Source organism: Floridaenema fluviatile BLCC-F154, from assembly GCF_041929135.1.
In the GTDB taxonomy this organism is placed as follows: domain Bacteria; phylum Cyanobacteriota; class Cyanobacteriia; order Cyanobacteriales; family Aerosakkonemataceae; genus Floridanema; species Floridanema fluviatile.
On the sequence record NZ_JBHFNS010000054.1, the window covers coordinates 1 to 22,616 of the forward strand.

Below are 22,616 nucleotides of genomic sequence, written 5' to 3' on the forward strand. Positions count from 1 at the left end.
AGGCGGTTTTCGGTGGAGGTGATCCAGTTGCAGAACCGTTCCCATACGTTGGCGCTTTCGCGACGTTGAATGGTTGTGGTCATGTTTGGATAATTGCGATGATTTATTTTTCAAGGTTCTGAGCGGTTTGTTTGCCCGCCTGATTTTAGATTAAAACATCTGTTGAGTTTTGTAAAGGGGTTTAAGGAAAAATTTTTGGCTGCCTTGCTAGTTAGGGCTGTAGTTTGTGCAAAACTCTGTGCTGGAGCGGAGGTGGGTCGAAACGGTAGTTTATATTTCTTAACGTTTTCTGTTCGAGCCTCAACCAAAATTAACGATCGATCGCAATTAAAACTGTTCGATTAAGAATTAGAGCTTGAGGTTGCTATATACAGCAAGTAAATTTGTAACAATTCTCATGAGGAAAGCTCAAATTCTACTTAGAAAGCACTTTTGCCTGATATTGGTGAAAAATTATAAAATTTAAAATTAGTATAGTTCACTACCACTAACCACTCACTCAATAGGTTGGTTTAACGTTATCTCTTAAAAAAATTATGTTTCAGAATCTATCGTTACGGAATAAAGCTATTGGTTTTGCGATCGCATTAGGTACTCTCCCAGTACTACTAATTGGCACTGTAGCTTATTACTTTGCCAACCGTTCTATTACCCAAGACGTGATGCAATATCAAAAAGCTTATGCAATAGAAGTTGCAGATAAACTCAGCCGTTTTATGGTTGAACGCTATGGGGACATTCAAACAGTAGCTAACTTAGCTATAATTAACGATCCAAAGCTTAGTCAGATTGTTTCTCAAGAGCAAAAAGAAGATACGCTAAATAATTACCTAAAAGCTTACGGGATTTATGACAATATTACTATATTTAATTTGGATGGCAAGGTAATTGTAAAATCGAGAGGTGCAGTTGTTCAAAACCCCAGAGATCGAGAATACTTCCAAAAAGTTATTAACCAAAATCAACCCTTAGTTAGTAATCCCGAAATTTCTCCTTCTACTAATGAACCAGTGCTTTATTTGTTAGCACCAGTTAAAGATGTAGTTACAGGGAAAACTATTGGCGTAGCACGATCGCGATTACCTTTACGTTATATTCAAGAACGAGTCAAAAGCTTTGACGATCAAGAACAAGAAATTCAGATAATAGATGCTTTAGGCAAAATATTTATCGCCCAAGATCCTAAAAATATAGGTCAGGATATCTTCCTAGAATATTCTGGTTTAAAGCAACTTCAAGCAAATAAAGCTACCGATGTACAAGTGGCTTTTTCAGAAGTTGATAAAACAGATAAAGTATTAGCTTTCGCTAGTACTCCTACATTAACAGGAATGCCGAATTTAAATTGGTTAATCTTGGTTGATAATGAAACAGTAGTAGCTTTTAAGCCGCAAAGAGAATTACTAATTACCCTGTTTACTGGTAGTGTAATTACAGCTTTAATCGTTAGTGCGATCGCAGTTATCTTTGCCAATCGTACCACCAAATCTATTAATTACATCGTCAATTCTCTGACTACTTCTACATCAGAAATTGCCGCTACCGTTGAAGAACAAGAACGCATTGCTACTCAACAAGCAGCTTCCGTAAATCAAACTACGGCAACAATGACTGAGTTAGGTACATCATCAAGAGTTTCCGCCGAACAAGCAGAATCAGCAGCAGAAAATGCCCGCCAAGTATTAGCTTTAGCTGAGTCATCCGCAGCTGGATCGCGTCAAGTATTAGAGTTAGCCGAACGGGGAACGCAAACAGTAGAACGAACTTTAGCAGGTATGTCTACCTTGAAAGAAAAAGTAGGATCGATCGCCCAACAAACTTCCGACTTAACTGAACAAACTAATCAAATTGGCACGATCATTAATATAGTCAGCGACTTAGCTAGCCAAACAAATATGTTAGCTTTAAACGCAGCTGTAGAAGCGGTGCGTGCAGGCGAACATGGCAGAGGTTTTGGCGTAGTTGCTACAGAAATTCGCAAATTAGCGGATCAAAGTAAACAATCAGCACAGAAAATTAATGCTTTAATTTTTGGTATTCAGTCAGCAATTGATTCCACAGTCTTGGCAACTGACGAAGGGAGAAAAACCGCAGAAGAAGGAATAGAACTTTCTCAAGAAACTGCAACAGCTTTCAACGAAGTAACTCATGCAATCAATGAAATTGTTTTAAGTAAACAACAAACTTCTCTAACTTCAATTAATGATATTGTGGTTGCTTCGCAGCAAATTTCTCTGAATGCGAAACAACAAGCGATCGCCATTGAACAAGTAGCCGATGCCATGAATAATATTAACCAAGGTGCATCCCAAACCGCTAGCGGCATCACTCAAACAAAAGTAGGCATTCAAAAACTTAACGAAGTTGCCCAAGATCTTAAAGCAATAGTTTAGGGACTGGGGACTGGGGACTAGGGACTGGGGACTGGGGACTGGGGACTGGGGACTGGGGACTAGGAAAGTTTTGAGTTTTGAGTTAGGAAGAGTTTGGGGAGTTTTAAGTTTTAAATTCTCCCCTGCCCCTCTGCCCCTCTGCCCCTCTGCCCCCCTGCCCCTCTGCCCCTCTGCCCCTCTGCCCCTCTGCCCCTCTGCCTAACCGGGAGGCCACGCCATTTGTCTGCCGCCTAAAATGTGTAAATGCAGATGGTATACTGTTTGTCCACCGTCTGGGCCATTGTTAATCACCACTCGATAACCGTTTTCCAGTCCAGCTTGTTCAGCAACTCGCTTGGCAATTAACAACAGATGACCCAAAACTTTATGATCTTCGGGTTCTGCGTCAGCAAGCTTAACAATTGGTTTCTTGGGAATGACTAAAATATGAACAGGCGCTTGGGGATTGATATCCCGGAAAGCGAGTGATAAATCGTCTTCGTAGATGATGTCTGCGGGAATTTCCCGACGGATGATTTTGCCGAAAATCGTGTCTTGTGCAGTCATTGATAATTTTCATTCGTCAATTGTCAATGATAAGAGAAGATAAACAAAGAACAACTAAATTAATTGCTAAGGAAAAGAACCGTGTTAGCTAGAGTTTGGAGTGCATCACTTGTAGGTATTGACGCTGTGAAAGTTGGCGTGGAAGTGGACGTTTCCGGGGGACTTCCGGGAATTGTTGTGGTTGGTTTACCGGATGCTGCTGTGCAGGAGTCTCGCGAACGGGTAAAGGCGACGATTAAAAATGCGGGGTTTGCTTTTCCGATGCGAAGAATTGTGATTAATTTAACTCCCGCTGATTTACGCAAGGAAGGGCCGAGTTTTGATTTAGCAATTAGTATTGGAATTTTAGCAGCATCGGAGCAAGTTAATCCAGAATTGTTGGGAGATTTCCTATTTTTAGGTGAAGTTTCTTTAGATGGTAGCTTACGTCCGGTGGCTGGTGTTTTGCCGATCGCAGCTGCTGCCAAACGTTTAGGAATTGCAGGTTTAGTAGTTCCAGCTGACAACGCACAGGAAGCGGCAGTTGTGGAAGGTTTGGCGGTTTATGGGTTAGAAACTTTAACGGATGTTGCTAATTTTTTGGATAATTCTCAACGTTACCAACCTGTGAAGATCGATCGCCCAAAACAGAAAGAGCGATCGCAATTTTCCGGCTTAGATTTAAAAGATGTGAAAGGTCAAGCACACGCCAGACGCGCTTTAGAAATTGCCGCTGCTGGCGGACATAATTTAATTTTTGTCGGCCCTCCCGGAAGTGGGAAAACGATGTTAGCTAGACGTTTACCTAGTATTTTACCGGAACTTTCTTTTGAAGAATCGCTGGAAGTTACTCAAATTTATTCGGTTGCTGGGTTATTAAAAAATCGAGGTAGTTTAGTTAGCGATCGACCTTTTCGCAGTCCCCATCATTCTGCTTCTGGCCCTTCTTTAGTTGGCGGTGGCAGTTTTCCCAAACCTGGAGAAATTTCTTTAGCCCACCGCGGGATCTTGTTTCTCGATGAATTAACAGAATTCAAAAGAGATGTTTTAGAATTCCTCCGCCAACCTTTAGAAGATGGATATGTGACGATTTCTCGTACTAGATTATCAGTAGTTTTTCCGGCACAATTCACATTAGTTGCGAGTACTAATCCCTGCCCTTGCGGTTATTTTGGTGATACGATTCAACCTTGTACTTGTTCACCCGCAAAAAGGGAACAATATTGGGCGAAACTTTCTGGCCCTTTGATGGATCGCATCGATTTACAAGTAGCAGTTAATCGATTGAAACCGGAAGAGATTACTAATCAACCTTTAGGAGAAGATTCTACCTCAATTCGGGCGAGAGTGCAAGGGGCGAGAGAGCGATCGCAACACCGTTTTAAATCTGAAACAAATTTGCGTTCTAATGCGGAAATGCAAAGCCGTCATTTAATGCAATGGTGCAAGTTAGATGATGCTTCTCGGAATTTATTAGAAGCAGCAATTAGGAAATTGGGGCTTTCGGCTAGGGCTAGCGATCGCATTTTAAAAGTTGCGAGAACGATCGCCGATTTAGCAAGTGATGAAGACATCAAAACTCAGCACATTGCCGAATCAATTCAGTATCGTATAATTGATAGAATGCAGTAATTTAAAGGGAGAGTAATTGATGAGCAAACTTCAAACAAGATTACCGACTGATGAATGGGTAATAGCTACTTGGGATGAGTATATACAGGCTATTGACGATCAAGAATTAGAAAATGCAAAAAGCTATTACTACAAAGGACAACTGAGAATTGAAATGACACCTCAAGGCTACGATCATTCCTACGATAATTCTCTAATAGGGTATGCTGTTGCATTATTCAGCGGTCTTAGAAAGATTCCCATTAGTGGAGTAACTAACTGCACTTTTAGAAAAGGTAATGAAGCAGAAGCTCAACCAGATTTAGCTTTTTATATTGGTGAGAATGCCGAAATTATTCCACCGAATACAACTATTGTGGATCTAAATTTTTATCCGCAACCAAATTTAGTAATTGAAGTTGCCAAAACTTCTCTTTCTGATGATATTGGTAGGAAGCGAATGTTATACGAACAACTGGGAGTAAGAGAGTATTGGGTTGTAAATGTAGTGCAAGCTTTATTAATTGCGTTTGCTATGGCAGATAATGGAAGTAGACAAATAACACAATCTCAACTTTTACCAAATTTACCATTTAGTTTATTAGAAGAAGCTTTGCGGCGAGGTCGTGAAAGTGGAAGAAGTCAGTTATATAGTTGGTTAATTGGTGAAATGCAGAAAATCAGTAATTAACTCAACTTGCTAGTTATATTAAATAGGTTGGTTCAGTGTGGGAAAGAGAGGTAATAGTAAGTGTCAAAACAAGGAAAAACTTTAGAAAAATTGCAACTCCTTGAAACACTCTGTCGTCATGGATATGCGAGTGATATTGTAGAGGTAACTTTAGACAAAATTATTGCTTATGAAATAGAAAACGCCCAAAAGGAAGCGGCAGAATTGTATGCAGAATTGCAAGTGTTTGAAGCCCAATATAAAATATCGTCTCAGGACTTTTATCAGCGTTTTCGGCAGGGAGAAATGGGTGATGATGTGGATTTTGTTGAGTGGAATGCTTTTTATCGAATGTGGCTTTCCGTGCAGGAACGTTTAGAAATTCTACTATCTAAATCAAGTTGATGGAAACACATAATTATTTAAATAAAATAAAAGCGTGCCTGATATGCGACAATACTACAGTTAGAAAAACAAGCAATCTATTATGGAAGCAATACAACTATCTTTGTTTTGCGATCGCGAAAATCAAAACCCCATCAAGAAACCAAAGAAACCTAAATTAGGACGTTACGAACGCATCCAAAAGGAACTCAACGAAAGCGATCGCGATCCCTACAAAATATTTATTGATGTAAATACACCACCTACAGCAACATCAACCTATAAATTTGTCGATCTTTTTTGCGGTGCAGGAGGAATTACACAAGGTTTGGTACAAGCTGGATTTCAACCGATAGCAAGTGTAGAAGTAAATGCGATCGCTTCAGAAACCTATAAATTTAACTTTCCTCAATGTCATCATTTTAACGGAGATATAGCAAATTTTAATTCCCAAAATTGGCTAAATGAAATAGATTCTCCTGAAATACATCTTGTAATTGGTGGGCCACCATGTCAAGGGTTTTCAGTTGCCGGAAAACGCGATCCTAACGACCCTCGCAATCGATTATTTAAAGAGTTTGTGCGTGTTGTTTCAGAAATCAAACCTTGGTACGTGGTAATGGAAAATGTACCGGGAATTATCACCATGAAAAAAGGAGCAGTTCTAAAAGCTATTCGCGAAGAATTTGCTGCCATTGGCTATCCAAATATGTCTGTTGCAATTTTAGAATCTGCTGCTTATGGAGTACCACAAATTAGACCGAGAGCCATTTTTATTGCCAACAAATTTGGCATGGAAAATCCCTATCCGAAAATTCAATTATTAGCCCATGAATACAAACCTATTGAATCAGCGATTTCCGATTTGCCAGAGTATACAGCTATCCCAGAAATAAATCATGAATGGACTCGCCATTCGCCAGAATATATGGAGAGAATAGCAAAAGTTCCGCCTGGTGGTTCTTTATATGAAAGTTATGTTGATGCTTTTAAGCGTCAATACCCTGGTAAACCAAGTATGACTGTGAAAGAAAATCACGGTGGTACACACATTCATCCTTATTTAAATCGGGTTATTTCAGCGCGAGAAATGGCTCGTTTGCAGACATTTCCCGATAGTTTTATTTTTAAAGGTTCCATGAAAAAAGCTATGTGGCAAATTGGTAATGCTGTGCCACCAAGATTAGCTGAATGTATAAGTTATGCACTGATACCTTATTTGAATGCAATAAAATCTAATTCTCAAACTAAAATTTCTGTTAATCATTTTGAGCAGATTCCGCTAACTTTTGATTGAGTGCATCACGCCAAGCTTCAAAATTATACCAGCCACAACCGACACAGCCTTCTTCAGCCTCAGCACCTCGCTGATGTGCAGAAGGCCAATCTTCTCCTCCTTTATACCAAAATCTAATGCCGAAAGGTGTACCTCTTTTTCCAGTTTTGATACAACGTTCACAACTTCTAGATTTAAGAAGATTATGATTGCCAGAACTATCCTTTTTTAGTAACTGAAACTTTTTTTTGATTTCATCATTGCTCATTGAAGTAAGGTGTGGTGATTCACTTTCTCCCCAACGCTCCATTGGAAAGCGATGATCTATTACTAATTCATGGGCTTGTCTTTGCCTTTGTTCGATAACATCTATATAAGAATAGACTTCTAAAATTTTTTGTACTAAAGAGGCGGGTATATTAGCAGCGGAATTTGCTGATTTTATTTCTCCTGTCCAGCGATCGCCTATACGTATCGCCTGACAATTTTCACAGTATCTCTTTTCTGTTTGGATCGCAAGACCGGGACGATTTCTTGTCCCACGTTGTAAGCCTTGGATTCCTCCACCTCCTGCATATTGCCCGGAGCCTATTTTTTTCCCCTCACACTCGCGACAGTGCCATTGTTGGTCTGATAAAAGGTTAAAAACTTTGTATTGAGTTGAATCTTTTTTAATTTGAGATTTAATAGTTTCTACTAAATTTTTGTCAGTCACTCTATCTTATCCGCTTCTATTTCGAGATTTTCGAGCAGTTCGGAAACTGTGATACCTAAGCCAATAGCAAGACTGACAAGCGCAGTAACAGAAGGATTTCTTACTCCACGCTCTACGCCTGATATATAAGTGCGGTCTAAATTAGCGCGTAGTCCAAGTTCCTCTTGAGAGATACCAAGTGCTGTTCGCCGCTGCTTGACAAGTTGACCCAAGGCACGCAGGATCTTTTTCCTCGATTCGTTCATCTGCCAATTGTCAATGTCTGTGGTCGATCAGTCTACGGTCGATGTGTCACATTTTTATTGAGAAAGCTTAAATAATTGTTATAACTATTAATTAGAATTAGTTTGTGTAAAAAAGAGTAATTTGCAAATAGTAAATTTTAGTAAAAACTCATGAAAAAGAGCAATTCTTAATCACGAGTGGAAGCATCTTACTAATTTAAGGAAACCAAATAAAAGTTTTCGTTTTTAAGGCGGTAAATTATCAATCAGCGCCACAAGTTAGGTAATTTGCCCATACCCAACCTTCGTAACCGTTGCCTCTGTCGGTAACAATATTTGCCCAATTTCCCGATCGATCGAACTTCTTCAGCAACACGACTGAACGATTAGGAATAGTACCGAAAGATTTGGCGTTAATGTCGTTGCGATCGCGTTCCGTATTTTAATTCAATGTTTAAATCATCGATAAGCGTCTCGACGGTGTTTAACTCGATAAATAATCACCTTGCGATCGGTATCATCAATATCATAAAGGATTCGATAAACTCCAACCCTTTGAGAATATCCTAAATCATTCTTTAATTTTTTAGCATCAGGTGGACGTGGATTTTCACTCAAATTATTGATATGTTGAGCAATTAGTTCCCGGTAATTGCTAGATATATCAGCAAGGTCTTTGATTGCTTTGGGGAGAATTTCGATCGTATACATTTAAACTTCTATCCCTAACTCTGCTTTAGCTTGTTCCCAAGGAATAGCTGTTTCTTTGTTCTCCCTTGCCAGACGAATTTCCTCGGCATCTTCCAAATCTTCCAAAATAGTTAATAGTTCTTCCCAAACTTCTAGACTGAGTTGCACAGCAGATCTATTTCCCTCTGCATCTACCACAAATTGAACCTTTTCCAACAATTCTTTCGCTTGCATAATTTGTTCTGACTCTTTAATATAATTAATGCCATTATAATAAAAAATCGTGAATAAGATATGTTCTTACTCACGGATGGAAGCATCTAAATTATTTATGAAATCTCAGATAACTATTTTTTGCCAAGCTCAATCAGCGCCACAAGTCAGGTAATTTGCCCATACCCAACCTTCGTAACCGTTGCCTCTGTCGGTAATAATATTTGCCCAATCTCCCGATCGATCGAACTTCTTGAGCAACACAACTGAACCATTAGGAATAGTACCGAAAGATTTGGCGTTAATGTCGTTGCGATCGCGCACTTGTATAGGCCCACCTTCGGGAGTTGATACCATCATAAATTTATCGTTACAACGTCGCTGTGCAACCAGAAATTCATTGCTATTTTGACTTGGGGTTAAATTAGTTTGCGTGGCAGAAATAGCCTTTGCACTGCCTAAAGATAAAGATACCAAAGTAATAATTGATATAGCTTGCCCCAAATTAACTATTCTACTCATAATCAACAATTCAACTGTTAAATTAAACTATTATTTTACTACAACGATATCCGTAAAATTCCTGAAATTTGTAAACTCTGGTATAGACGTTGCACGCAAAGTCTCTACTGCTGCTTAACAAAGCTTTATCAATTCAGGGTTCTCTCGGCTTTCTCTTGGGACAGTTAGCGATAAAATATGACAGTCGTACTGTGTAGCAGACTGTGATTGAGCGTTATACGTTGCCTGAGATGGGCAACTTGTGGACAGAAAATTATAAATTAAAGACGTGGCTTCAGGTTGAAATTGCAGTTTGCGAGGCGCAAGCTGAACTGGGATATATCCCGTCTGAGGCGGTAGAGGAAATTAAGGCGAAGGCAAACTTTGACCCCAAGCGGGTGCTAGAAATTGAAGCCGAAGTCCGCCATGATATGATTGCCTTCCTGACGAATGTTAACGAATATGTGGGAGATGCGGGACGTTACATTCACTTGGGTTTAACTAGTTCCGATGTGCTGGATACCGCTTTGGCATTGCAATTGGTGGCTAGTACCAATGTGCTGTTAGAACGTTTGGAAGATTTGATTCAAGCGATTCGTTACCAAGCACAGCAACATCGTAACACGGTAATGATTGGTCGATCGCACGGGATTCATGCCGAACCGATTACTTTTGGGTTTAAACTGGCAGGATGGTTGGCAGAAGTTTTGCGCCATCGTGACAGATTGGTGAATGTGCGTCAGCGAGTTGCAGTGGGGAAAATTTCCGGTGCGGTGGGAACTTACGCTAATATTGAACCGAGAGTAGAAGCGATCGCCTGTCAAAAACTAGGTTTAGAACCAGATACCGCCTCAACTCAGGTAATTTCCAGAGATATTCACGCCGAATTTGTCCAAGCATTAGCATTACTTGGCGCATCAATTGAACGCTTCGCCGTAGAAATTCGCAACTTGCAAAAAACCGATGTTCTCGAAGTAGAAGAATTCTTCGCTAAAGGACAAAAAGGTTCTTCCGCAATGCCGCACAAACGTAACCCAATTCGTTCCGAAAGATTAACCGGAATGGCGCGAATTTTGCGGGGTAATGCGGTTGCAGCTTTGGAAAATGTGGCGCTTTGGCACGAACGGGATATTTCTCACAGTTCTGTAGAAAGAATGATTTTGCCAGATAGCTGCACTTTGACTCATTTCATGTTAGTTGAAACTACTGATTTGGTGAAACACCTGTTAGTTTATCCCGAAAACATGGCGCGAAACATGAATGTTTACGGCGGTGTTGTTTTCAGCCAAAGAGTGATGTTAACTTTGGTGGAAAAAGGGATGAAGCGGGAAGAAGCTTATGCGATCGTCCAATCTTGTGCTCACCAAGCTTGGAATAAACCCGAAGGTAATTTCCGAGAATTAATTAGCAGCGATCCTCGTGTTACTGAAAGGTTATCGAAAGAGCAAATTGAGGAGTGTTTCGATCCACAAAGGCATTTAAAGCATTTGGATCAGATTTATCAACGGTTGAGTATTTAGTTGTAATTTGGGGGAAGGAAGTGATTATTTCTTTCCCCTTGAAAGTACCAGGTTGAGAAAGTAACTAATTTAGAGTGCACAGCATGAATACTCCAGATTGTATAAATGAATTTTATATTAAATATCGTCAGATGATTGACGAAAATCTAAATAATGCCGACACTCACAAGGACAAAATTATTTATATTTTGTATTTCCTTGACAAATATGAAAATCTTAAAGCACAGGAGGTTGAGGATCTCACAAAAAACTCCTCTAAATATTTTAAGGATGTGATATGTAAATATATTGTAAGTAGAAACCAACTTCATAAATTATCTCTGAATAAAACCCTAGAAATAGGGGAAACAATACCCGATCAAATAGTTAGGTTGATTCTACTCGAACACGAAAACAATAATAAAGACATAGTTGATAAATATATTTATGGTCATAGAATAGCGATGTCAGCAGAAAATCTTTTAGGTCGCCTTCTAGAGGCATATATTGCTGATAAAATAGAACCTTATGGATGGATATGGTGTTCTGGACAGATTATATTTGCAACTGATTTTATAAAATGTAATGATGCAGGGCAATGGTTTTGTTTACAGGTAAAAAACGCTAATAATTCAGAAAATAGCTCTAGTTCACAAATTAGAAAAGAATTTAAAAGGAGGGGATATCCAGATGTTCCAATTAAGGCTTGGTTTAGATCTGTTGCTCAATGGAAGCTTGATTCTTTAAAAAAAAGAATCTGTCAAAATATTGGTATGGAAAAGGTAAAAACTGAGATTTTAAAAGAGAAAATAATTGAGTATAAGTTGAATAGTAATGATTTTTCCAAATTGGAAACTTGGCTTAATGTCGCAAAACTGTTTGATATCCAGATTGATCAACCACATTTTGATTCTAGAGTTAAAAAGATACAACAAGATATTTACGATCATTTAACTATAAAAAACTTAAATGATTTGCGAAAGAAAATACTGGAAAAGTGTTTAGGGGACTCGGTAAATTTTTCTACAGCTAAAACTTGGATGGAGATAGCAAAATTTTTTGATTTAAATGAGTTAATTAAAAATCCTGAGCGAGATACAAATTGGGGAAAACTTACTGAGTTTCTAATAGAAGTAGATAAAAAATGTGTACCAGAGTTATCAGAAGAAGGATTTAAGGAATATGTATCAGCACTTTATAGAAAGAAAAACTTATAATGTTGACCATGCAAAGTTAGAAAAACTAGTAGGAGATTAACTCATGTGGAAAGATGAAATTGTAGAGGAAATCCATCGAATTCGTGAAGAACACGCTAAATCTTTTAACTATGACTTCAAAGCGATATTTGCAGATTGGCAGAAAAAACAAGCAGCGAGTGGCAGAAAATTAGTATCATTACAACCTAAGCAGCAGTCTGAGAATAAGAAAAAGAGACAGGTAATTATGTACCGGGATGAAGACGGTTATTGGATTGTAGAGTGTCCCAGTCTCAAAGGTTGTGTTAGTCAAGGTAAGACTAAAGAAGAAGCTTTGGCAAATATTAAAGAGGCAATTACGGGTTATATTGCTGCTTTAGAATCAGATGGGTTGCCTGTTCCTGAAGACACTTTTGAAACTTTTCTGGTATAGGAGTAACATATTTATTATGAGTACCCTTGATCAAGTGCTAGAAACCGCTTTGCAACTGCCTGATGAACAGCAGGAAATCTTGATTAAAATTTTGCAAAATCGTCTCCATGAAAGTCGTCGTACAGAAATAGCTGCGGATGCGAAACAAACTTTGGCTGATTTTCATACTGGCAAATTTCCCCAGCAGTCAGCAGAGGATGTGATTTTAGCATTGCGTTTGTCCAGTTAGAATGAATAAATCGATCGCAAATCGAAGCACAAATCATGAACAATCTAGACCGTATTACTATTAATCCAAATATCTGCCTTGGGCAACCCACAATTCGTGGAATGCGAATTACAGTGGGATTTGTTCTCAAGTTATTAGCCAGTAATTTGTCTGTTCAAGAAGTCTTGCAAGCTTACCCAGAATTAGAAGCTGAGGATATCCGACAAGCTCTTAATTATGCTGCTTGGGCAGTTTCCGATCGCATTGTGAGTCCTTCAGCATGAATAATATTCGCTTCATTGCTGATGTTCATATTTCTCCTTTAACTGTTACCAGTTTGCAACAGCAAGGGTATGATATTTTGCGTAGTACAGACTTGCTGCCTGCTACTGCTACTGACAGAGAAATTTTAGAGTTGGCAAGAATAGAAGGTCGAATTGTGATTACACAAGATTTAGACTTTTCTATGTTGGTAGCTTTAGGTAGTTACAACCAACCAAGCTTGATTACCCTGCGATTATCTTCCGCAAAACCTGATGTAGTAACGCAAAGATTACTAGAAATTATACCTCAGTTAGAACAAGAACTTAGAGAAGGTTCAGCCCTTACTGTAGATGATAATTCTGTACGTATTCGTAAGTTACCAATCCGTTGATCTAAAATGCTATTCGTTAATGTTCTGACTTTAATTGCGTTTGAATTGCTGATACTATTTTTTCTTCCCAGGCTGGATCTTCAAATTTTATTGTAAGTTTATTAGGGCGGGAATGTCGTCGATCGATATAAGCGTAAAATGCCTCTTTATCATCTCGATGGGTAAGAATGTATTGCTTTAATTGGCGATCGCTCATTGCCGCAAAATTAACTTTAGTCATGGTTCAATACTCCCATCTGGTTGAATTTCAAATTCTATATCTTCACCTTGTCCAGCTAGAATAAACAAATTGAGCGATCGCTCATCGAGGCGCACGATATGAATAGGCTGAAACATCATATTTGTCAGGAGATGGCAAAGTCTATATAAAGTTCTTAGCTGCGCCCCTGTCGGTTCTCTCATTGATCTATTATCATAGCTTAATCAAATAATTATACGCTGAAAATCTTTTCATTATGGTAGCCTGAAAGCTACTAAAGTACAACATTCTAGCCTTATTCCATACCTTCATGCCTATTCCACAAATTGTTATCGACACTAACGTAATAGTCGCTGGGCTACGTTCCAGAAATGGTAGTGCTTTTTGGCTATTGCAACTTGTTGGCTCAGAGCAATTTGATATTCATCTTTCTGTACCAGTTGTTCTAGAATACGAAGAAGTTTTGTTGCGTCAGTTGCCAAATTTATCTATTAGCGCAACGGATGTCCAAGATCTAATTGATTTTTATTGTTCAGTTGCTACCCATCATCAAATCTTTTTTCTTTGGCGACCTTATTTACCCGATCCAAAAGACGATATGATTTTGGAACTAGCAGTTAAAGCAGGGTGTGATAGCGTAGTAACGTATAACATTCGTGATTTTGCTGGTGTCGATCGATTCAGTTTAACAGTAATTACACCTGCGGAGTTTTTACAATCTATTGGAGCATTGCCATGAGTTCACTTAATGTTCAATTACCAGATTCTCTATATAGAAGTTTACAGGAACTTGCAGAACGAGATGGAATTTCAGTCGATCAGTTTGTTGCTCTAGCTGTTGCGGAAAAGATTTCTGCGTTAACGACTGAAAGTTATTTACAAGAGAGAGCAAAGCGAGGAAATCGCTCAAATTATGAGGCTGTTCTAGCAAAAGTGCCAGATGTTGAGCCAGCAATAAATGACAAGTTGCCTTCAGTATAAACAATCTGTTAACCTCAAAATTTAATTTTCTAAAGCCTCCACTTTTTATTAAATAGAACTTACGCACTCAGATCCCCCAACCCCCTTACCAAGGGGGCTTGAGAAATTCCCCCCTTTGGTAAGGGGGGCTAGGGGGGATCTGGGTTTCAGGCTGAGAGTGCGTAAGTCTTATTAAAGTCAAAATGGTGCGTTACGTTGCACTTTTCTTGAATGCCGTAGGCTATACGCACCCTACATTTAGGTTAATTTCGCTCTTGCAATACTTCGATGTAAAGATCGATCGCTTCTTCAATATTTGCTAATGCTTCCTCACGAGTTTTTCCTTGACTGATACAGCCTGGTAAGCTTGGCACTTCGACTACAAAATAGCCATCTTCACCAGGATAAAGCAATACTTTACGCTTTGATTTAGTTTGAGGTTCTGCCACAGTTATTAGTCAACTCCTTAAAAGAGTAAAAATCATCTATTGCAATACTAATTGATTTTTTTGAACCGCAGAGACGCAGAGGGCGCAGAGGTAAGAGAAGGAGGAGTTCTCAATTCGATTAGGAAGGCTACATCATATTTTACTCTTTTATTATCATTGAACTCGTTGCCACAAACGTTGTATTTCTCCTGATGTTTGGGGATTTGGTGCGGGGAGTGTTTTTACAGTTGGGTTAAGTTCGACTCCGGGGATGTTTTGATTCCAAGGACTGTTGGGTACTGATTGTAAATTAATGCTGTTATTGATGGGACGAAAACCGAATTGAATGAAGGTTTTTTGTTGTTCTGGTTGGGTGAGGAAGTTGATAAATTTTCGGGCGGCGTTGGCTTGCGAATTGTCTACGTTTTGGCGGAGAATGGCGGCGGTTGCTATTGTTTCAATTGTGGGATCTAGGTAGTAAATTTGATAGGGTTGGGTTTGATTTTTTTGGCTTTGTTGCCAGCGAGAAAGGGCGATGCTTTCGTAAACTGTGGCTACGTCGGCATCGTTTGCGCCACGAGTGATAAATTCTTGAAGTAAGATGTCTGTGGAACGGGGGGGTTGATAAACTGAGCGTTTTATTGTGCTGAAAAGTGTGGTTACATCGGGATTATTTAAGTTGAGATTTCCGCCTGTTTTGGCGATCGCCCACAAATTTAAAGTTGCTTGTCCGCTGTTGGAACGAGTCGGATCTGTGGTGAGAAAATCAAAGCTTCCCCATTCATTTTTTCCGCCTATTTTTTGCCAGTTTCCGGCTGTCATTGCTTGTTCTAATCTTTGCCAGGAAAAGCGATTGTTGGGGAATAAAACTTTTCCTCTTTCGGGCCAAGCTATTCCTACTAATAAGGTTTTGGCTATTGGTTGGGGGGAATCATAGAAGGTTTGGTTGTTATTTTGGGCGGAAAGTCTTTGATTTAATTCGTCGATGAATTCGGCTGAGGCGGGAATAATAATTGTTGGTTGAAAGTCGTTTTTCTTGTCGATGTAGTTGTTAACTATGTCTTGGGAACCTTGGAATTTTAACTCTAGTTTGATGTTGGGGTTTTCTTGTTCAAATTTGGCTTTTAGTTGTTGGATTGGTTCGGCTAATTCTGTGCCGCTGACTATGACTACTGTTTGCTGGAATCCTGGTATTGGTGCGTAGGCTAAACCGATCGCACCTAAAGCGATCGCAATTGAAGTAAAAGCCCTATTTTTTGGTTGATTGTTGTTGGTTTTCATATTATTTATGAATCAGGATATCAACGTTTTCTTGAAAGCTGTTTAGTTCGGCACTTAAGAGTTTTAATTCTTTCACTTCTTGGGAGTTGGTTAAGTCGGCGGTTCGCAGTTTGTTTTGTAATTTTTGTAAGACTCCGGCGGAATTTTGAATTAAAGTTTGTACGTTTGCTAGTTGTGCTGTGGCGGTATTTTGTCCTTCTTTGGCTAGTTCTATGTTCTGTTTTAAACTTTTGGCTAGTTGGGTTAAATGTTGTAATGCTATGCCAGAACTTGATTTTTTCTTGGCTTGAACTTCTTGGAGTTGTGCTTCTAATTCGTTGACTGATAATAAGGAATCATTACTTTGGATTCGTTTAGTTAGTTGGTCGATTTTTTCGGGGAGTTCTATGGCTCGATCGCACGCATATTGCACTGTTGCTAACAACTCTAAATTCACCGTATCACTTGGTACTAATTGATTCGCTTCTTGGCGTAAAGTTTCAGCTTTTGTTGCTAATATTTTAGCTGATTTTTGGATGGTTTGCAGTTCTTTTTGTAACTGCTGCTGGGCTATTTTCTTATTGTCTGGTTCTCTGGATTTTAAAAGTGTTGCTCCGGCAATGGTAACTGCTGTAGCTGTTGGTAAAATGATGATGTTCGGTAAGTGCATTAAGCGAACACCAGTTACTAGAACAATGCCACCTGCTAATACTGCTACTGGGTAATAAAGAGGGTTTGCTAGTTTCATAATTGGTTAAAATTCTACTTGTAAATCTGACATTAATGTAGAAATTGTTGCCGGATCTCCGCGACGGTAATAACCACCGTTTAGTTGAGCTATTTGTTGCAGAACTTTGGGGCTGAATTCTCCTTCTTTACCATAGCCAACGGTGAAAAAGGCGATTCTTTGATCGGTGTTAAAGCCGCTTTTTTGTAGTTCTTGGCGCAGTTTATTTAGGTCAATTTCTGAACCGGAATCTTGTCCGTCGGTGAGAATAACTACGGCGTTAATTGCATCTTTGCGGGGGTTTTTGATTAGCCAATTTCGAGCAAATAAGGCGGCATCATATAATCTTGTACCGCCATCTGCTTGGAGGTTGGCGATAAATTGCATTCCGCGATCGCGTCCTTCAGGAGTCCCATTTACTTGAATTGGGGGGCGAATTTCTGTGTCAAAATCTATTAAGGTAATCTGTTCTTTTGGCCCTAAGTTTTCGATGTAATTGCGTAAGGTACTTTGTACGGCTGGTAATTTATTTCCTTCCATTGAACCGGAGGAATCTACTACTATTACTACTTGGGAAGGTTTTTTAGCAAATTCTTGCCAAGATTTTAACATTGCCGTGACTACTTCCGGTTTTGGTGGGCGTAATGAGTCGTATTTGGCATTAGGATTAACTCCAAATTGGGGGTTGAATTTTATTCCTAATTCTACTCCGGGAACTCCTGGTCTTAAACCAAATTCTGTGGCAATTTTTTGGGTTTGAGGTGTGCGTAAATAGGCAATTACTTTTTCGGCTGCGGCTTTTTCTTCGGCGCTTACCCAAGGTGCTGTGGGTAAAATTGCTCGCATATTTGAGGTGAATGTTGCTTGAGGATAAATTGCTTCGTAGCGAGTTTGATTTGGTTGTAAATTAGAGTTTGCTTGGATTACGGATGATTCATAAACTGCACCGATCGAAGCCCAAAATGAGCCGTTTTTTACCATGTCGGTTGCTAAGGTGTCTGTAGACATTCCGTAGCGGGTGACTTTGCTTTGTATGTTTTGAATTTGGGTTTGATATTTCTGGACATCAGCTATGGTTAATTGTTCTGGTCTTTTTCCTGAGACGCTGACAAATTGAGATACTAATGTTTGTAAGCCGGAATTTGAGCGGGTGGGTGCTGTTTGCACGAAGTAAATTGGCAGTTGGGGGCTATTTGGATCTAGTTGGCGGTGATTTTTTGCTGTTACTAATACTTTGTATATGTCGGGTTGTTTTTTCAGTCCAGTTGCTACATCCGCAGGGGCGATAAATACCATTGGACTGTTGGCTAATTGGGGGGCATCGGTGATTTCTGGAATGTAGTTTTGTCCGGGGAAAATGTTATTTATGTTGGCGATTAATTGGTCGTGATAGATTTCGCCATCGACTGATATTAATGTAGGAAATTCGGGTGAATCGGGTTTAATGTTTCCGGTTTTAAGTTGTTGGGCTAGGTTGTTGATTGTGGTGACTATATCTCCACTTCCTTTGGCGGTACAAGTTAAGGAAACTGGTTTTCCGTTGTCAAGTTTGGGGTTTGTTTGATTGAATTGTTGGGCTGCTTGGGCGCAGAAATCTTTTAATGCGCTGCCAACTAAAAATTTTACTTCTATTCCTGGTTGTTGGGTTCCAATGTCACTGGAAGCGCAAGCAGCCAAAAACAAAATTCCTAATGTTGCGGTTAGGTGTTTGAGGTGGGGATGGGTTTTTTGCGTTTTGGTTTTCATATAACCTTTGCTTAACCAAGCGATCGCCTTCTCTATACGACTATAACTACATTTTGCGATCGCCTTCTTCCGAATTTCTGAGTAAAAACCCGGTAACTCTTTCGCCAATCTGTTACTAACTGGTCACAAGTCTAGTTTTTCAGTAATTTTACTAGAGTGTGTTTGGTTGAATTTTTACTGCGAAAATTGTTAAATTGAGATATATTTTCATTAGTGGCGATCGCACTACGGTAGAGAATACTCTTAGCGATAATTTTACCCAAATTCTCTTAGGGCTAATGATTAACTTTCTGCAAAATCTCTTAAGTAATTTTCATGTTGTGTAATGGTTATTAACTAATAATTGATGTAATCAAACTATCAAGTTTATAGAATTTACGGTAATTACTGAACTTTGTTTAAGTAACGTTTTAGTAATTGAAGAATTTGGCTTAATAGATAATAATGAGTATTTGTACAGTTTATGATTGAATTAAACTCCTAAGTTTAAGCTTTTTAAAGGGAAGAATACCATGCCATTGAAAGCTACAGATCCTCATGCGAAAACTTTGATTTTGCTGGCTTTGTGGGATATTGGTGCAGCGCAACAAGAGGTAAATAAGGGTTTGCTGACTAAGCGAATTGTGCCAAAAGGGGGGAAAATTGGGGATTTTCAAGAGGTTTTGGATCAATTATCTGCTGAAGATTTAATGCAGGTTGTGGGTAAAAAGGTGTTTTTGCCTGCAAAGGGTATGGAATATTTATCAGCTGGAATGAACAATCCTGAATTTCTATTTAAAAATCAAATTGGGGCAAAAACTGGGAATTCCTTGTTGAGGTGGATTCGGGAAATGGGAACTATAAATAATGAGGCAAGTTCCCTCGTTGCATCTACCGAAAATGCAGCAGAGAAGAAGCCGCCTAGCGACTCGTTGGCGCGAATCGCTTCTTATGAGGAGTTCAAGCAAGTGGCGTTGGATGTCTACGACAATTTGAATCGGGATTACAACTTGGATAATTTGGTGCCCATTTATCGCATTCGGCGGGAAATTGGGGACAGAGTGACGCGATCGCAGTTTAATGACTGGCTGTTGGAAATGCAGGCAAATGACATTTTTCAGCTGATGGGCGGAGAAATGCCAGATATTACTCCCGATAAAGCAGAGGACTCGATCACGACTTCATTAAGTGGATTGCGTTACTACGCCAAACGCTTGAATTCTTAAACTCGATCCTGACGTTTTTGTAATTCATTACCTCTTAGAGATGACTACAAATATATCTACCTTTTCTCCAATAGAAAAACTTAACGCTGCTATCCAAAGCCAAAATCCTTTTGCTAGGGCTGCTGTTGTTAGGGCTAGCGATATTTGGGGTAAAGGTTTCCCCGATGTACCGTCTTTAAATGCCCATGCTTCCGATGCTATTTTTAAGGCAATTCAGCAAGTTAGTTCTAGTCAAGGCAAAGTTACTTCTCTGGCTATAACGGCTGAAAAAGGTGTGGGAAAAACACACCTTATCGGTAGAATTCGCCACCATTTACAAGCTGATGGTAGTGGTTTATTTATCTACGCTGGTGCTACTCGTTTTACTCATCCAAGTCTGATCAAGTACCAATTTTTACAAATTTTGTCAGATAGCCTCAATCAAATTGGTAGCGAAGGAGTGAAACAATGGCAAGAACTAGCTACAGCTATGTTAAATGCCGCTACAAAAACGCAAGTGTCTCCGAAAGAGATGATCGAAAAGAAGTTTCCCTTTGCCTTGGCTAAAAATCAAAACTTACTAGATCACTTAACGGCATCAATTCTCAAAACAAAATCTAATAGCGATCCGTATATTATTCGGGCTATTTTATGGACGCTTTCAGATTCTAATGCTTCTTATGCGATTAAATGGTTATCTGGTAATGATTTATCAGAAGCAGAAGCTGCTAAACTAGGATTGCCAAACATTGATAAAGAACAACGAGAAGCTAACGCATTTGAAAGCGTACTGCAAATTTTAGCCTTGCTCAGTGACTATAAGCCAGTAGTTATTTGTTTTGATGAACTAGAAATAATTAACCCCGATGAGAGCAGTTTTCCAAAACCGCAAGCTGTTGCTGAATTAGTTAAGAATCTTTTTGACAGTCTTAATCTATCCAGCACCAGTCACGGAGTTGTTATTTTAACAGTAATGATGCCGGATACATGGCCCAGAATTAAACAACTTTCTGGTGGTATACCCGATCGAGTTTCATCAGAAACACCAAATGCGATCGAGTTAAGACATATAGATAGTGACTCGATTACTAAGCTAGTAACTATCTGGCTTAAAGGGTTTTATAGAGCCAAAAATTTAGTTCCTCATCATCCCCTCTATCCATTTACAGAAAATCAGCTTGGAGAACTAGCTAAAGAAAGACCACCTGTAAGGAAAGTTTTGCAATGGTGTGCGGCGAATTTTCAAAATATTGGCAGAGGTTCTTCTTCAGATAGCGGTACTACACAATCAGCAACTTCTTCTCATCCTGTGCAAGCTGCTTACAGTAAAGAGTTAGCCAATGTTGACGCTTCTATCAATAGCTTAATGGAAGACAAAGCGGCACTTGCTGATGCTCTAAGGTGGGGATTTCAAATCATAATTAAACTTGGAGAAACAATAGAAGACGTAAAAGTTCATAAACTTGAAGAGATTGAACCAAGAAGAGAGAATAGTGGTTACATTGACTTCAAAATTTTAGTTAAGCAAAACGGTAGGGCTGTCAAAATTGGAGTTGCTGTACTTCAGCAATCTAGTACCCAGAGTTTGTTAGCTGGATTAAAGCGGCTAGTTAAATTCAGAACATTTGGAATAAACCGTAGTTGCTTAGTTCGTGCTAAAGAAATTAACCAAGGAGCTACTCAAGCTCAAGAGTGCTTAAATAAACTTCTATCTTCCAAGCGAGGCGAATGGGTTCCGCTAAAGGTAAATGCAATCAAGTCACTTTTAGCTATTCGCTTTGTATATCTTAGCCAAGAAGATCACGGTTTGACAGAAAACCAAATTTTAGAGTTTATTTCTCAGACAAAGCTAGTAATTAACAATTATCTCATTCGTAAAATTCTAAGTGAGCCGACAGGTGAGATTCCTAACTTAGATGATAAAGATGAACCATTGATAATTGGTGAGATTACTAACTTAAATGGTAAAAATGAACCATCGGTAATTGGTGAGAGTGTCAAAATTGACAAGTCAGCTAAACAAGTTAATACAGATTTATATTGGATTAACAAAATTGCTGAGGTAGGGAATTCCAGCGATGGTCATACTTTTGAAAAGTTTGTTCGCAAGGCTTTAATAGAACTAGGCTTTAAAAATTCTAATAGTAGATCAGAAGCAAGCCTTGATCCTGATGCAACTGGCGGCGCTGGAGGGTTAGATTTTTATTGTGAAGAACCATACCTAGTTGTAGGAGAATGCAAAGCAACCAAAAGTGAAAAAGTGCCAGACGGAACACCAGCACAACTAATAAAGCTTGGCAATAAACATCTTCAGGAAAAATATGCTCACTGTATCAAATTAATTGTTGCAGCCGGGGAATTAACTACACCTGCTCAACAAACTGCTGTAGGAAACAAAATAAATATAGTTCGACCTGAAACTCTACAAAAATTAGTTAAAATGCAAGTTAACCATAGAGGATCTGTAGATTTGCTAAAGCTAAAGCAGTGTTTAGAGGAAGAACCTTTTGGTTTAGCTGATAATAAAGTTAACAGATACATCGATAAAGTTTATCAACATATCCTGATGCGATCGCATATCGTTGAAACAGTCAAACAACTAGGTGAAGTAGGAAGCGAACATCCAACAATTGCAATTCGCGCTCACTATAATGTTATGTTTGCTAAGGAGCAAACTCCTAAACTAGACGATTTACCAATTCACGAATTACTTATAGAACTTTCATCGCCTTTAGCAGGTTATTTAGGACGGAAAAAAGGTAGTGATTGGCAGAGTGATCGCTTTTACTACCTCCGTGACTTAACCACTAGACCTCTCTAAAAAAGATTGTAGAGACGTTGTATACAACGTCTCTACAAAGTTTCCAGGTAACGCACCTTTAATTTCTGGAGATGTCTAAACGGAGAATTTCAAACGGA

At 39.1% G+C, this 22,616-nt stretch carries 28 protein-coding genes; 16 read left to right on the plus strand and 12 right to left on the minus strand.

The features are described 5' to 3' along the window. Positions 1–1,775: 1,775 nt before the first annotated feature. A complete protein-coding gene (locus ACE1B6_RS12650) occupies positions 1,776–2,393 on the plus strand; it encodes a methyl-accepting chemotaxis protein (RefSeq protein WP_413257638.1) in 618 nt (205 codons plus the stop codon). 198 nt (positions 2,394–2,591) lie between these two features. On the opposite strand, the gene ACE1B6_RS12655 is transcribed toward ACE1B6_RS12650, so the two are convergent. Then, on the minus strand, positions 2,592–2,939 hold the full coding sequence (locus ACE1B6_RS12655; RefSeq protein WP_413257592.1) for a histidine triad nucleotide-binding protein: 348 nt from the start codon (positions 2,937–2,939) through the stop codon (positions 2,592–2,594). A gap of 81 nt (positions 2,940–3,020) precedes the next feature. On the opposite strand from ACE1B6_RS12655, the gene ACE1B6_RS12660 reads away from it, so the two are divergent. From ACE1B6_RS12660 to ACE1B6_RS12675, 4 genes are all read left to right on the plus strand, one after another. Beyond that, positions 3,021–4,550, plus strand: a complete 1,530-nt coding sequence (locus ACE1B6_RS12660) for a YifB family Mg chelatase-like AAA ATPase (RefSeq protein ID WP_413257593.1) — start codon at positions 3,021–3,023, stop codon at positions 4,548–4,550. A 19-nt stretch (positions 4,551–4,569) separates the two neighbouring features. Further along, positions 4,570–5,220 (plus strand): Uma2 family endonuclease, encoded by a 651-nt coding sequence (locus tag ACE1B6_RS12665; protein ID WP_413257594.1) that lies wholly within the window; start codon positions 4,570–4,572, stop codon positions 5,218–5,220. 60 nt (positions 5,221–5,280) lie between these two features. Further along, positions 5,281–5,604: a hypothetical protein gene (locus ACE1B6_RS12670; protein ID WP_413257595.1), complete on the plus strand. Its 324-nt coding sequence runs from the start codon at positions 5,281–5,283 to the stop codon at positions 5,602–5,604. An 82-nt stretch (positions 5,605–5,686) separates the two neighbouring features. Next, the gene (locus tag ACE1B6_RS12675) at positions 5,687–6,880 is read left to right on the plus strand and encodes a DNA cytosine methyltransferase (protein ID WP_413257596.1); all 1,194 of its coding nucleotides are present in this window, start codon (positions 5,687–5,689) and stop codon (positions 6,878–6,880) included. On the opposite strand, the gene ACE1B6_RS12680 is transcribed toward ACE1B6_RS12675, so the two are convergent. The 5 genes from ACE1B6_RS12680 to ACE1B6_RS12700 all read right to left on the minus strand — a co-directional run bounded on the left by ACE1B6_RS12680 (position 6,843) and on the right by ACE1B6_RS12700 (position 9,223). Further along, a complete protein-coding gene (locus ACE1B6_RS12680) occupies positions 6,843–7,574 on the minus strand; it encodes a restriction endonuclease (protein WP_413257597.1) in 732 nt (243 codons plus the stop codon). The genes ACE1B6_RS12675 and ACE1B6_RS12680 overlap by 38 nt on opposite strands. Beyond that, a complete protein-coding gene (locus ACE1B6_RS12685; protein ID WP_413257598.1) occupies positions 7,571–7,819 on the minus strand; it encodes a helix-turn-helix domain-containing protein in 249 nt (82 codons plus the stop codon). Before ACE1B6_RS12685 ends, ACE1B6_RS12680 begins: the two co-directional genes overlap by 4 nt. Before the next feature lie 438 nt (positions 7,820–8,257). After that, the gene (locus ACE1B6_RS12690) at positions 8,258–8,509 is read right to left on the minus strand and encodes a type II toxin-antitoxin system RelE family toxin (protein WP_413257599.1); all 252 of its coding nucleotides are present in this window, start codon (positions 8,507–8,509) and stop codon (positions 8,258–8,260) included. After that, a complete protein-coding gene (locus ACE1B6_RS12695) occupies positions 8,510–8,722 on the minus strand; it encodes a hypothetical protein (protein WP_413257600.1) in 213 nt (70 codons plus the stop codon). It lies immediately after the preceding gene. A 129-nt stretch (positions 8,723–8,851) separates the two neighbouring features. Beyond that, positions 8,852–9,223, minus strand: coding sequence for an SH3 domain-containing protein (locus ACE1B6_RS12700; protein WP_413257601.1), 372 nt, complete (start codon positions 9,221–9,223; stop codon positions 8,852–8,854). Between the two features lie 203 nt (positions 9,224–9,426). On the opposite strand from ACE1B6_RS12700, the gene purB reads away from it, so the two are divergent. The 6 genes from purB (at position 9,427) to ACE1B6_RS12730 (ending at position 13,193) form a co-directional block, all read left to right on the plus strand. Continuing rightward, positions 9,427–10,722 (plus strand): adenylosuccinate lyase, encoded by a 1,296-nt coding sequence (gene purB, locus ACE1B6_RS12705; RefSeq protein ID WP_413257602.1) that lies wholly within the window; start codon positions 9,427–9,429, stop codon positions 10,720–10,722. A gap of 83 nt (positions 10,723–10,805) precedes the next feature. Next, positions 10,806–11,918, plus strand: coding sequence for a SinI family restriction endonuclease (locus tag ACE1B6_RS12710; RefSeq protein ID WP_413257603.1), 1,113 nt, complete (start codon positions 10,806–10,808; stop codon positions 11,916–11,918). Positions 11,919–12,144: 226 nt separating this feature from the next. Beyond that, positions 12,145–12,330: a type II toxin-antitoxin system HicB family antitoxin gene (locus ACE1B6_RS12715; RefSeq protein ID WP_413257639.1), complete on the plus strand. Its 186-nt coding sequence runs from the start codon at positions 12,145–12,147 to the stop codon at positions 12,328–12,330. Between the two features lie 16 nt (positions 12,331–12,346). Next, entirely contained in the window at positions 12,347–12,559 is a 213-nt protein-coding gene (locus ACE1B6_RS12720; RefSeq protein WP_413257604.1) for a hypothetical protein, read from the plus strand. 32 nt (positions 12,560–12,591) lie between these two features. Beyond that, positions 12,592–12,822, plus strand: a complete 231-nt coding sequence (locus ACE1B6_RS12725) for a DUF433 domain-containing protein (RefSeq protein ID WP_459563020.1) — start codon at positions 12,592–12,594, stop codon at positions 12,820–12,822. Continuing rightward, positions 12,819–13,193 (plus strand): DUF5615 family PIN-like protein, encoded by a 375-nt coding sequence (locus ACE1B6_RS12730; protein WP_413257606.1) that lies wholly within the window; start codon positions 12,819–12,821, stop codon positions 13,191–13,193. The genes ACE1B6_RS12725 and ACE1B6_RS12730 overlap by 4 nt, the downstream gene beginning before the upstream one ends. 16 nt (positions 13,194–13,209) lie before the next feature. Here the strand turns inward: ACE1B6_RS12730 and ACE1B6_RS12735 are convergent, their stop codons facing one another. After that, a complete protein-coding gene (locus ACE1B6_RS12735; protein ID WP_413257607.1) occupies positions 13,210–13,413 on the minus strand; it encodes a DUF6887 family protein in 204 nt (67 codons plus the stop codon). Continuing rightward, positions 13,410–13,595 carry a DUF6888 family protein gene (locus ACE1B6_RS12740; protein WP_413257608.1) on the minus strand — a complete coding sequence of 62 codons (186 nt, stop codon included), beginning with the start codon at positions 13,593–13,595 and terminating at the stop codon, positions 13,410–13,412. Before ACE1B6_RS12740 ends, ACE1B6_RS12735 begins: the two co-directional genes overlap by 4 nt. A 107-nt stretch (positions 13,596–13,702) precedes the next feature. Between ACE1B6_RS12740 and ACE1B6_RS12745 the strand changes: the two genes are divergently transcribed. Next, entirely contained in the window at positions 13,703–14,131 is a 429-nt protein-coding gene (locus tag ACE1B6_RS12745; protein WP_413257609.1) for a putative toxin-antitoxin system toxin component, PIN family, read from the plus strand. Continuing rightward, on the plus strand, positions 14,128–14,373 hold the full coding sequence (locus ACE1B6_RS12750; protein WP_413257610.1) for a toxin-antitoxin system HicB family antitoxin: 246 nt from the start codon (positions 14,128–14,130) through the stop codon (positions 14,371–14,373). The genes ACE1B6_RS12745 and ACE1B6_RS12750 overlap by 4 nt, the downstream gene beginning before the upstream one ends. Positions 14,374–14,615: 242 nt before the next feature. Here the strand turns inward: ACE1B6_RS12750 and ACE1B6_RS12755 are convergent, their stop codons facing one another. From ACE1B6_RS12755 to ACE1B6_RS12770, 4 genes are all read right to left on the minus strand, one after another. Further along, positions 14,616–14,801 (minus strand): type II toxin-antitoxin system HicB family antitoxin, encoded by a 186-nt coding sequence (locus ACE1B6_RS12755; RefSeq protein WP_413257611.1) that lies wholly within the window; start codon positions 14,799–14,801, stop codon positions 14,616–14,618. Between the two features lie 153 nt (positions 14,802–14,954). Continuing rightward, on the minus strand, positions 14,955–16,061 hold the full coding sequence (locus tag ACE1B6_RS12760; RefSeq protein ID WP_413257612.1) for a substrate-binding domain-containing protein: 1,107 nt from the start codon (positions 16,059–16,061) through the stop codon (positions 14,955–14,957). 1 nt (position 16,062) lies between these two features. Next, positions 16,063–16,788, minus strand: a complete 726-nt coding sequence (locus ACE1B6_RS12765; protein ID WP_413257613.1) for a hypothetical protein — start codon at positions 16,786–16,788, stop codon at positions 16,063–16,065. A 6-nt stretch (positions 16,789–16,794) separates the two neighbouring features. Next, positions 16,795–18,513 (minus strand): extracellular solute-binding protein, encoded by a 1,719-nt coding sequence (locus ACE1B6_RS12770; protein WP_459563021.1) that lies wholly within the window; start codon positions 18,511–18,513, stop codon positions 16,795–16,797. A 194-nt stretch (positions 18,514–18,707) separates the two neighbouring features. Between ACE1B6_RS12770 and ACE1B6_RS12775 the strand changes: the two genes are divergently transcribed. From ACE1B6_RS12775 to ACE1B6_RS12785, 3 genes are all read left to right on the plus strand, one after another. Beyond that, positions 18,708–18,839, plus strand: a complete 132-nt coding sequence (locus ACE1B6_RS12775; RefSeq protein WP_413257615.1) for a hypothetical protein — start codon at positions 18,708–18,710, stop codon at positions 18,837–18,839. Between the two features lie 186 nt (positions 18,840–19,025). Next, the gene (locus ACE1B6_RS12780; protein ID WP_413257616.1) at positions 19,026–19,718 is read left to right on the plus strand and encodes a hypothetical protein; all 693 of its coding nucleotides are present in this window, start codon (positions 19,026–19,028) and stop codon (positions 19,716–19,718) included. 40 nt (positions 19,719–19,758) lie between these two features. Further along, entirely contained in the window at positions 19,759–22,518 is a 2,760-nt protein-coding gene (locus ACE1B6_RS12785; protein WP_413257617.1) for an AAA family ATPase, read from the plus strand. Positions 22,519–22,616 lie beyond the last annotated feature (98 nt).

What these genes read in the sequence shown, in the direction of transcription:
- ACE1B6_RS12650 (WP_413257638.1), top strand. Translation starts at nt 1,776, where the DNA reads ATGTCTACCTTGAAAGAAAAAGTAGGATCGATCGCCCAACAAACTTCC.
- ACE1B6_RS12655 (WP_413257592.1), bottom strand. Translation starts at nt 2,939, where the DNA reads ATGACTGCACAAGACACGATTTTCGGCAAAATCATCCGTCGGGAAATT.
- ACE1B6_RS12665 (WP_413257594.1), top strand. Translation starts at nt 4,570, where the DNA reads ATGAGCAAACTTCAAACAAGATTACCGACTGATGAATGGGTAATAGCT.
- ACE1B6_RS12675 (WP_413257596.1), top strand. Translation starts at nt 5,687, where the DNA reads ATGGAAGCAATACAACTATCTTTGTTTTGCGATCGCGAAAATCAAAAC.
- ACE1B6_RS12685 (WP_413257598.1), bottom strand. Translation starts at nt 7,819, where the DNA reads ATGAACGAATCGAGGAAAAAGATCCTGCGTGCCTTGGGTCAACTTGTC.
- ACE1B6_RS12690 (WP_413257599.1), bottom strand. Translation starts at nt 8,509, where the DNA reads ATGTATACGATCGAAATTCTCCCCAAAGCAATCAAAGACCTTGCTGAT.
- ACE1B6_RS12695 (WP_413257600.1), bottom strand. Translation starts at nt 8,722, where the DNA reads ATGCAAGCGAAAGAATTGTTGGAAAAGGTTCAATTTGTGGTAGATGCA.
- ACE1B6_RS12700 (WP_413257601.1), bottom strand. Translation starts at nt 9,223, where the DNA reads ATGAGTAGAATAGTTAATTTGGGGCAAGCTATATCAATTATTACTTTG.
- ACE1B6_RS12710 (WP_413257603.1), top strand. Translation starts at nt 10,806, where the DNA reads ATGAATACTCCAGATTGTATAAATGAATTTTATATTAAATATCGTCAG.
- ACE1B6_RS12715 (WP_413257639.1), top strand. Translation starts at nt 12,145, where the DNA reads ATGTACCGGGATGAAGACGGTTATTGGATTGTAGAGTGTCCCAGTCTC.
- ACE1B6_RS12720 (WP_413257604.1), top strand. Translation starts at nt 12,347, where the DNA reads ATGAGTACCCTTGATCAAGTGCTAGAAACCGCTTTGCAACTGCCTGAT.
- ACE1B6_RS12730 (WP_413257606.1), top strand. Translation starts at nt 12,819, where the DNA reads ATGAATAATATTCGCTTCATTGCTGATGTTCATATTTCTCCTTTAACT.
- ACE1B6_RS12735 (WP_413257607.1), bottom strand. Translation starts at nt 13,413, where the DNA reads ATGACTAAAGTTAATTTTGCGGCAATGAGCGATCGCCAATTAAAGCAA.
- ACE1B6_RS12740 (WP_413257608.1), bottom strand. Translation starts at nt 13,595, where the DNA reads ATGAGAGAACCGACAGGGGCGCAGCTAAGAACTTTATATAGACTTTGC.
- ACE1B6_RS12745 (WP_413257609.1), top strand. Translation starts at nt 13,703, where the DNA reads ATGCCTATTCCACAAATTGTTATCGACACTAACGTAATAGTCGCTGGG.
- ACE1B6_RS12750 (WP_413257610.1), top strand. Translation starts at nt 14,128, where the DNA reads ATGAGTTCACTTAATGTTCAATTACCAGATTCTCTATATAGAAGTTTA.
- ACE1B6_RS12760 (WP_413257612.1), bottom strand. Translation starts at nt 16,061, where the DNA reads ATGAAAACCAACAACAATCAACCAAAAAATAGGGCTTTTACTTCAATT.
- ACE1B6_RS12765 (WP_413257613.1), bottom strand. Translation starts at nt 16,788, where the DNA reads ATGAAACTAGCAAACCCTCTTTATTACCCAGTAGCAGTATTAGCAGGT.
- ACE1B6_RS12770 (WP_459563021.1), bottom strand. Translation starts at nt 18,513, where the DNA reads ATGAAAACCAAAACGCAAAAAACCCATCCCCACCTCAAACACCTAACC.
- ACE1B6_RS12780 (WP_413257616.1), top strand. Translation starts at nt 19,026, where the DNA reads ATGCCATTGAAAGCTACAGATCCTCATGCGAAAACTTTGATTTTGCTG.
- ACE1B6_RS12785 (WP_413257617.1), top strand. Translation starts at nt 19,759, where the DNA reads ATGACTACAAATATATCTACCTTTTCTCCAATAGAAAAACTTAACGCT.